Source organism: Mailhella massiliensis (assembly GCF_020741395.1).
In the GTDB taxonomy this organism is placed as follows: Bacteria; Desulfobacterota; Desulfovibrionia; order Desulfovibrionales; family Desulfovibrionaceae; genus Mailhella; species Mailhella massiliensis_A.
Genome location: NZ_DYZA01000117.1, coordinates 1 through 8,460, shown reverse-complemented (window position 1 = coordinate 8,460; position 8,460 = coordinate 1). Strand labels below are relative to the sequence as shown.

Below are 8,460 nucleotides of genomic sequence, written 5' to 3'. Positions count from 1 at the left end.
TGTAAGGAAAGTTTCGATTTTTCCGGACAGTCTTCCTCCTCCGTTTTCCCTCGATTCTGGATTGCCCGGCGCGCACGGCGCGTCATCGCAGCTTTCGGAGTATGCTTGTATGGATATCACGGTGGATGCTGTTCTTGCCATGGCCCCGGATGAGTCGTCGGTCAAGGCGGCGCGCGGCCTGGCTTCCCCCGGTAAATGGCAGTCTCTTGGAGCTGATGAGGCCGCTGCATGGGGACTCTGCCAGGGGAGCGGTTCCAAACCCTATCAGGTGAAGGTGGATCTTTCCGGCCCGGCCTGCTCCTGTTCCTGTCCCAGCCGGAAAATTCCCTGCAAACATGCCTTGGCGCTTCTTCTGCTTCTGGCGCAGCAAAAAGCCGTTTTTACCGAGGGCGAGCGTCCCGCGTGGGTATCCGAATGGCTGGAAGGCCGTCAGCAGAGAGCCGCAAGAAAGGAAGAAGGGCAGGCACGGAAAAAACATGCTCTTCCTTCTCCCAAAAAGGAGGCTGCGCGGCTTGCACGCATGGCCACGGGCCTTGAGGAGCTTTCGCGCTGGATGGGCGATCAGGTTCGCTGCGGCCTGTCTTCTCTTTCAGGGCAGTACGGCGAATGGGGGCGTCTCGCCGCGCGCATGGTGGATGCGCAGGCCCCGGGCATGGCCGCCCGGCTGCTCGCCCTTGAGGGCGTTGTGGACAACGGGCAGGACTGGCCCGGCCGTCTTCTCGGCAGTCTCGGCGAGCTTCAGCTTCTGGTGGACGCCTTTTCCCGTATGGACTCTCTTTCCCCGGAAGAGAAGGCCGACGTACGCGCCGCCCTCGGCCTTGCCGCCGATAAGGAAAGTGTGCTTTCCGGGGAAGAGCGCGTGTCGGAGGTGTGGACCGTGATCGGCATCACCTTTGAGGAAGAGGACAAGCTCTGGCGGCGGCGTGTCTGGCTTTACGGCAACGCCTCGGGACGTATAGCCCTGCTTCTGGATTTTTCCCACAAAAGTCGTACCTTTGAGCCTGTGTTTACTCCGGGCGGGAGCGTACGCATGACCCTTGCCTTCTATCCCGGAGCTTCACCCCTGCGGGCCGTAGTTGCTGATGCTCCCGTGCAGGAACCCGGGGGAGCTCTGCCTTCCTTCACACTGGAGGAGGCTTTTTCTTCCATGGCCCGCGCCGTGGCGGCCAACCCGTGGCAGCTGCCCCTGCCGCTGTTTTTTTCTGGAGCGAAGCTCTTTTGTGAGGAGGAGCGCTGGTATCTTCTGGCCGGAGAGGACAGGGCGCTTCCCCTTGTCATGAGTGACGGAGAGGCATGGGAGCTTCTGGCCCGCAGCGGGGGCAATCCTCTTACCGTATGCGGGGAATGGGACGGCGAGGTGCTGCGCCTTGCCGGGGCCTTTGTTCAGACGCAATCCTGTGAACAGGGAGGCTGCCATGGATGCCAGGCTTAGGATACTTGGTTCGCAGGCTCTGCTCGGCACGGAGCGGCGTCCGCCGGCCTTTTCTCCCGACGATACGCCGACCGGCCTTGTTCTGAAGGAGATAGCGGCCGCCTTTCCTGGGGACGATGCGGGCGCACTGCTGCGAGGAGCGGGTGTACTTGCCGTATGCGTAAGAGCAGGGCATGTCGCGGAGAAAAAAATCGGCGCTCCTCTTCCGCCCGTGTGCCCGGCGGAGCCCCGCGACATGCTGCCGGAAAGCGCACCCGTAGTGGATGTGTTCGGAGAAATTTTCCGGGAGGGATTTTTCCGCCTGCAAGGGGAGGCCATAGCGTACCTTTCAGCAAGGAACATGGTGCTTCCGCCCTCTCTTCTCGTTCCTGCCCTTGCCATGGGGCGGGAGACTCCGGCCCTGCGCCCGGCCCTAGCCCGTGTATTGGGAGAGCGGGGCCTGTGGCTTTCCGACCGCAATCCGGCATGGAGCCTGTTTGCCGTCGCTTCTGAAGATGAGCTTGACCAGGAGGCGTGGGATCACGGCCGCCCTGCCCAGCGCAAGGCCTTTTTTCTTCTGGAGCGCTTGCGCGATCCCGGCGCGGCACGGGAAAGGTTCGAGCGCGATATGCCGTCCATGGGAGCGGCGGAGCGCAGGGATCTGCTCACGCTTTTTATTCGCAATCTGAGCTTGGAGGATGAAGAGCTTCTGGAGCGCATACTTCGGAAGGATCGCGGCAGGGAAGTGAAGAAAGCGGCGGCGGAGCTGCTTTCCCGCCTGCCGGGGAGCCGCTATGTTGCGCGCATGGGTGAGCGTCTTCTTTCCTGCATGGACGTCGCTTCGGCGGAAGAAGGAGCGGGAGATGCGCCTTCTGTGCTGCGTCGCATCGTTTCGGCACTGAAAGGGCGCGAAAAAAAGGAATTCATTGTTCCTCCCGAAAGCTACGATGCTTCCTGGGGGGATGATCTCATTACTGAAAAATCTCCTTTTTCCCGGTTCGGGCCCCGGGCCGGCTGGCTGTATCAGATGGCTTCAGCCGTGCCTCTTGCCTGGTGGAGTGCCCACACGGGAAAGACGCCGGACGAGCTTTTGGAACTTTCAGAGCGCTCGGAGTGGAAGAATGTCCTTCAGATAGCCTGGGGGGACGCCTTTGAACGTGAAGCCGACGCCTCTTGGGCACAGGCCATGCTGCAGAGGGTGAAGAAGGGAGGCGTGTGGCCGAGCAGCTCCGGCAACAGGCTCGGAGGGTTCCGCCTTGCGGGCATGTTGACAGGGAGCGAGCGGGATCGTGCCTGGGAGAGTATGCTCACGGCGGAAAACCTGCCTGACCTTCTGCAGGATATCCGTTCCCGGCAGGAGGAGGGATACCTCATGTCCCCCTCTCTCGCGAAAAAGGCCCTTTCCCTTATGAAGGAAAGGCTTTCGTCGAAGAATTGGGATTATTATCTCGCTTCCGTGGCCGGGGAGCTTGCCGCGCTGCTTCCTCTGGACATGCTTGCGGGCGCGCGGGAGTTTCTCGCCTTCCCGCCCGACAGTGATTCGTCCAACCGCAATATTGTGGGCAGTTTTTCTGCCGTAGCCCTTCAGCGTGAGGCGCTCGGCAGATATTTTTCCGTACCGTCAACCCGATAAAGGGGTGTTATGACCATGACAGAAAAAAAGAACGGCGCTTCCTCCCGTGTCCTGCGCCGACACGCTGAACAGCAGTTTGCCGAAGAGCTGGCTGAACTGAAAAAGGCCGATACGCGCCCGCGCCCTGAGCATTGGGAACTTTCTCCCTGGGCCGTCTGCACCTATCTTATGGGAGGTACGCTGGAAAACGGTTTTGAAGTGACGCCCAAGTACATAGGCAGCCGGCGTCTTATGGAAATTGCCGTGGCCACCCTCGCCACGGATCGCGCGCTTTTGCTCTACGGCGTACCGGGCACGGCCAAGTCGTGGGTTTCGGAACATCTGGCGGCGGCCGTGAGCGGCGATTCCACGCTCATCATCCAGGGTACGGCGGGCACGAGCGAAGAACAGATGCGTTACGGCTGGAATTATGCCGAGCTGCTTGCCAAGGGGCCTTCGAGAAACGCCCTGGTGGAAAGCCCTCTCATGCGCGCCATGGCGGAAGGCCGCATCGCCCGCATAGAGGAGCTGACCCGCATCCCGGCAGACGTACAGGATACGCTCATCACCATCCTTTCGGAAAAGTCCCTGCCTATTCCTGAACTCAATGAGGAAGTACAGGCCGTGCGCGGCTTCAACGTCATAGCCACAGCCAACAACAGGGACAAGGGCGTCAACGAGCTTTCCTCCGCGCTCAAGCGTCGTTTCAACACCGTGGTGCTGCCTGTCCCCGCCACGGAGGATGAGGAAGTCGCCATTGTGGAAAAGCGCGTCCGGGAGATGGGCAGAAGCCTGGAACTGCCCGCCGAAGCTCCGGCGCTGGAGGAAGTGCGGCGCGTGGTGCGCGTATTCCGTGAGCTTCGCAACGGCAAGACGGAGGACGGCAAGATCAAGGTCAAGACGCCTTCCGGCACTTTGAGTACGGCGGAAGCCATTTCCGTGGTGAACAGCGGTATGGCGCTTGCCGCCCATTTCGGGGACGGGAGCCTCAGGGCGGGCGACGTGGCGGCGGGTCTCGTAGGCGCCATAGTCAAGGATCCGGTGCAGGACCGCGTGATCTGGCATGAGTATCTGGAAACCGTCATGAAGGAACGGAGCGACTGGAAGGACCTGTACCGCGCCTGCCGCGATGTGGATTGAACATGGACGAAGACCGGATTCGTATTTTCGGTATACGCCATCACGGGCCGGGGTGTGCGCGCAGTCTTTCCCGTGCGCTTGAGCAATGGCAGCCGGACTGCATTCTTCTGGAAGGGCCCCCCGAAGGGGAGAGCGTGCTTTCCTTCCTTGCCGATGAGTCACTGGTGCCCCCTGTGGCGATTCTGGTGTATGCGGAGGAGGATGCGCGTTTTGCCACCTTCTTCCCGCTTGCGGAATATTCTCCTGAATGGAAGGCCCTGCGCTATGCGCAGGAGAAGCACATTCCGCTGCGCTTCATGGATCTTCCCGCCGCCGTGAAATTCGCCGTACAGAGGGATGAGGAGACTGAGCGGCAGCGTCTTGCCGATATCGCGGAAGAGAAAAGGGCCAGGGGAGAGGTCTCTGCGGAGCCGGAGGAAACACCTCCGACAGTGGAGGAACCTGGAGTCGTCACGGAGGAGCTTGAGCCCGTGATGGAAGAGACTGAATCCCCCGGGGAGGAACCTGAAGGCCTTTATGACGATCCCTTGGATGAGCTGGCGGCGATTGCCGGCTATGAAAGCGGCGAGGCATGGTGGAACGCCATGATAGAGGAGCGAATGGATGGCCTTGAGCTTTTTGAGGCTGTTCGTGAGCTCATGACGGATATGCGGGCGGAGCGCGAGAAGCCGGGCTTCAAGCAGCCGGAAGAGGAGATGCGGCGCGAGGCGCACATGCGCGTATGCCTGCGCCGTGCGAAAAAGGAGGGTTTTTCCCGCATCGCCGTGGTCTGTGGTGCGTGGCATGTTCCCGCACTGGAGGCGGACGTGCCCGCCCGGGCGGATAATGCCTGCCTGAAGGGGCTTTCCCGCATGAAGACCGTGGCTACCTGGGCGCCCTGGTCGTATGCGGATTTGAGCGTCATGAGCGGATATGGTGCGGGCGTATTGTCCCCTGCGTGGTATGAACATGTTCTGCACGGAGCGGATATGGAATCGCGCGCCGTGCACTGGCTTACTACGGCCGCTCGTCTGTTCCGTGAAGAGGGGTTGGACTGCTCTCCCGCCCATATCATCGAATCCGCGAGGCTCGCCGGAACGCTGGCCTCTTTGCGTCATCGTCCCGGGCCGGGCTTGCCCGAGCTCTGGGAAGCACTCCTTACCGTGGTCTGCATGGGGGACGAAGTTCCCATGCGCCTCATTGAGCGCAGGCTCATCATCGGGGAGAAGCTCGGCCGGGTACCGGAACAGGTGCCCATGGTTCCGCTTCAGAAGGATATCGAGCGCTTTCAGAAAAGGTTCAGGCTGAAGCCCGAGGCCTCGCAGAAGACGCTGGATCTCGACCTTCGTCAGGAGAAGGATCTGGAGCGCAGCCGCATGCTGCACCGTATGCAGCTTCTGGACATTCCCTGGGGTACGGACCGGCGCGAAGGAGGAGGTAAAGGCACTTTCCATGAACTGTGGCAGTTGCAGTGGGAACCGAAGCTGGTCATTGATATTATCCGTGCCAGCCGCTGGGGCAATACGCTTCTGGAGGCCGCGGAGAGGTGCACAGCGGACCATGCCTCCCACGCAGACCTGGCGGAGCTTGTTCGCCTGATGGACGCTGCGCTGCTCGCCGATCTCAGGGGAATCATGGACAACCTCGCAGCCGAGGTGAAGGACAGGGCCGCGCTTGCCACCGATACGCTGGAACTTCTTTCCGCCCTGCCTGAGCTGGTTCGCCTTGCCCGCTACGGTGATGTGCGCGGCACGGACACAGGTATGGTGCTCACATTGGTGGAAGGTATGGTGCCACGTGTGGCTGTGGGATTGCACGCAGCCTGCTCGGGCCTCGACGAGGACAGTTCCCGGCCTCTGGGTGAGGCTTTGCGCGCCACGCATGAAGCGCTGCGCCTCATGAGCCGTGAGGATCTTTCTTCTGAGTGGCATGCGGCTCTCTTCCGCCTTATCCCGGAAGAGAGCGGTGTGCACGCATGCCTGCGCGGTCTGGCGGCGAGGCTTCTTTTCGACGATGAAATCCTTTCTGCGGAAGACGTGGCCACGCAGATGGGGCTTGCCCTTTCTCCTGTGTCGGAACCGGAAATGGCGGCGGCCTGGCTTTCCTCCTTTCTCGGACAGAGCGCCATGCTGCTTATGCACGACGATGTTCTCTGGGGCATGGTAGACGCCTGGTTGGCGGGGCTTTCCGAAAATCAGTTCGTCGCGGTGCTGCCCATGCTGCGCAGGACGTTCACGGCGTTTTCCGCGCCTGAGCGCAGGCAGCTTGCGGAGCGTGCCCGTCGCGGAGGCTCTGTTGCGCCTGCCATGTCGCAGGGGCATGCGGAATGGGACGATGAGCGGGCGGCTCTTCCTCTACCGCTTCTGCGGCGCCTGCTCGGCCTTGCCGGCGAAATGGGGAAAAGTGAGGTGAGTCATGGATAATGCGCAGGAAAAGGAACGCATGCGGCGCTGGATGCTTGCCCTTGGCGATGAAGCCGTGAGCTGCTGTTCCGATATCCAGCTCAGCCCTGAAGACAAGGGTATGAGCGAGTCTCTTTCCCTGCTCTATGATCGCGCAGATGAGGGCAGGGGACTGCGGGGCGGCAGCGGTGCATCTTCCCCTCGCGTAGCTCGCTGGCTGGGAGACATACGCAACTACTTCCCTTCCACCGTAGTGCGCGCCATGCAGAAGGATGCCTTTGAGCGCCTGCATCTTAAAGATATGCTGCTTCAGCCGGAAATGCTCGAATCCGTGCAACCGGACGTGCATCTTATCTCCACGCTCATGTCGCTGAACGGCGTCATTCCCCCGGAGACACGGGAGACGGCGCGGCTTGTGGTGCGCAAAGTGGTGGAAGAGCTTTTAAAGAAGCTTGAGGAACCCATGCGCACAGCTGTGACGGGAGCGCTCAACAGGGCCGTGCGCAACCGCCGCCCCCGAGCCTCGGAAATAGACTGGAACCGCACCATCCGGGCCAACCTGCGGCACTGGCAGGAAGAATACCATTCCCTGGTCCCGGAGACGCTCATCGGCTTCGGCCGTAAGGCGCACCGGCCTCAGAGGGAAGTGATTCTCTGCATCGACCAGAGCGGCTCCATGGCGGATTCCATTGTGTATTCCAGCATCTTCGGTGCGGTCATGGCTTCTCTGCCCGCCGTGCGCACGCGCCTTGTGGTTTTTGATACCTCGGTGGTGGATCTTACGGAGGAAATGCGCGACCCGGTGGATATCCTGTTCGGTGTCCAGCTCGGCGGCGGCACTGATATCAACCGGGCCGTGGGCTACTGCCAGTCGCTCATCACGGATCCGCGCAACACCATCATGGTGCTCATTTCCGACCTGTACGAGGGCGGCGTGGAGAAGAATCTGCTCCAGAGGGCAAATGAGCTTGTGCAGTCCGGCGTGCAGTTCATCACTCTGCTTGCCCTGAGCAACGAGGGCAGCCCCTTCTACGACAAGGCTCTCGCCGGGCGTCTTGCCGCTCTGGGAGTCCCCTGCTTTGCCTGTACGCCGGATATCTTCCCCGGCATGATGGCTGCGGCCATAAGGAAGGAGGATATCTGCCTCTGGGCGGCGGAGCAGGGGGTAGTCACCACGCCTCCTGCAAGGGCCGCTTCCTGAGAAAGGGGCGGCTCTGACGGAAAAGTCGCCAGAAGATTGTGCCGGGGGGAGATATTCCCTCGGCTTTTTATAAGGGAGCTTACTGTGTGCTGCGGGCAGGACAGGATAACGAGGAGAGGCAGACTGAAAGAAGCTCTCCGGGCGGCATGTCCCCGGAAGAGGCTGAAAGGCGTTCCGTTGCGGAAGAGAGGCGCGGGCATGTTGTTTTCCCGGAGAGGCGGAGCATCTGTGGCGGCATGGCCGGAGCGTTCTTTTTATGAAATGGGAGGAGTCTTTCCAGAGCTCATCTAACAAGGTGAAGGTCACAGCCTTCCCCTTGGTTTTTAAGTCGCGGCGAGGGATATTTTTCCGTGTTTTTGCCTGAAGGCGCGGGAAGCATCCGGAAAACGGGTATTTCAGCGCGGGAGAAGAGGAAAAAAATTGGATAAAAGAATGAGTATTATCATAGTGTTGAAAGAATATCTCGAAAAAACTTCGGAAAAAGGTAAAAAAAGTGTTTGACAGATCGGGGGGAAATGGGCATAACTCGAAAACGCGCTGAGGCACAGCGGCCCCAAGGAGCGCAAGCCGAAAGCGCTTCCTCCGAAAAAACTTTTGAAAAAAGTTGTTGACAGGGGAAACGAAAAGTTGCATAAAGCAACACCGCCGCGAGTGAGCGGCACGGTTCTTTGACAAGTGAAGAGCGAGTTGGGAAATAGAGCTTTGAGTTCGATTT

5 protein-coding genes are annotated in these 8,460 nt (G+C 60.4%); all 5 read left to right on the top strand.

The features are described 5' to 3' along the window. Window positions 1-109 precede the first annotated feature (109 nt). Genes K8W16_RS06035 through K8W16_RS06015 form a run of 5 tightly spaced genes read left to right on the top strand, consistent with a single transcriptional unit; the run spans window position 110 to window position 7,745 of the window. Complete coding sequence (locus K8W16_RS06035) at window positions 110-1,432, top strand: SWIM zinc finger family protein (RefSeq protein ID WP_304122094.1); 1,323 nt, start codon at window positions 110-112, stop codon at window positions 1,430-1,432. Then, the gene (locus K8W16_RS06030) at window positions 1,416-3,044 is read left to right on the top strand and encodes a DUF5691 domain-containing protein (RefSeq protein WP_304122093.1); all 1,629 of its coding nucleotides are present in this window, start codon (window positions 1,416-1,418) and stop codon (window positions 3,042-3,044) included. The genes K8W16_RS06035 and K8W16_RS06030 overlap by 17 nt, the downstream gene beginning before the upstream one ends. 9 nt (window positions 3,045-3,053) lie before the next feature. Then, window positions 3,054-4,163: an AAA family ATPase gene (locus K8W16_RS06025; protein WP_304122091.1), complete on the top strand. Its 1,110-nt coding sequence runs from the start codon at window positions 3,054-3,056 to the stop codon at window positions 4,161-4,163. 2 nt (window positions 4,164-4,165) lie between these two features. After that, window positions 4,166-6,565 (top strand): DUF5682 family protein, encoded by a 2,400-nt coding sequence (locus K8W16_RS06020; protein ID WP_304122090.1) that lies wholly within the window; start codon window positions 4,166-4,168, stop codon window positions 6,563-6,565. Continuing rightward, the gene (locus tag K8W16_RS06015) at window positions 6,558-7,745 is read left to right on the top strand and encodes a VWA domain-containing protein (RefSeq protein WP_304122088.1); all 1,188 of its coding nucleotides are present in this window, start codon (window positions 6,558-6,560) and stop codon (window positions 7,743-7,745) included. The genes K8W16_RS06020 and K8W16_RS06015 overlap by 8 nt, the downstream gene beginning before the upstream one ends. Window positions 7,746-8,460 lie beyond the last annotated feature (715 nt).

Coding starts and splice junctions, on each gene's coding strand:
- K8W16_RS06035 (WP_304122094.1), top strand. CDS start 110: ATGGATATCACGGTGGATGCTGTTCTTGCCATGGCCCCGGATGAGTCG.
- K8W16_RS06030 (WP_304122093.1), top strand. CDS start 1,416: ATGGATGCCAGGCTTAGGATACTTGGTTCGCAGGCTCTGCTCGGCACG.
- K8W16_RS06025 (WP_304122091.1), top strand. CDS start 3,054: ATGACCATGACAGAAAAAAAGAACGGCGCTTCCTCCCGTGTCCTGCGC.
- K8W16_RS06020 (WP_304122090.1), top strand. CDS start 4,166: ATGGACGAAGACCGGATTCGTATTTTCGGTATACGCCATCACGGGCCG.
- K8W16_RS06015 (WP_304122088.1), top strand. CDS start 6,558: ATGGATAATGCGCAGGAAAAGGAACGCATGCGGCGCTGGATGCTTGCC.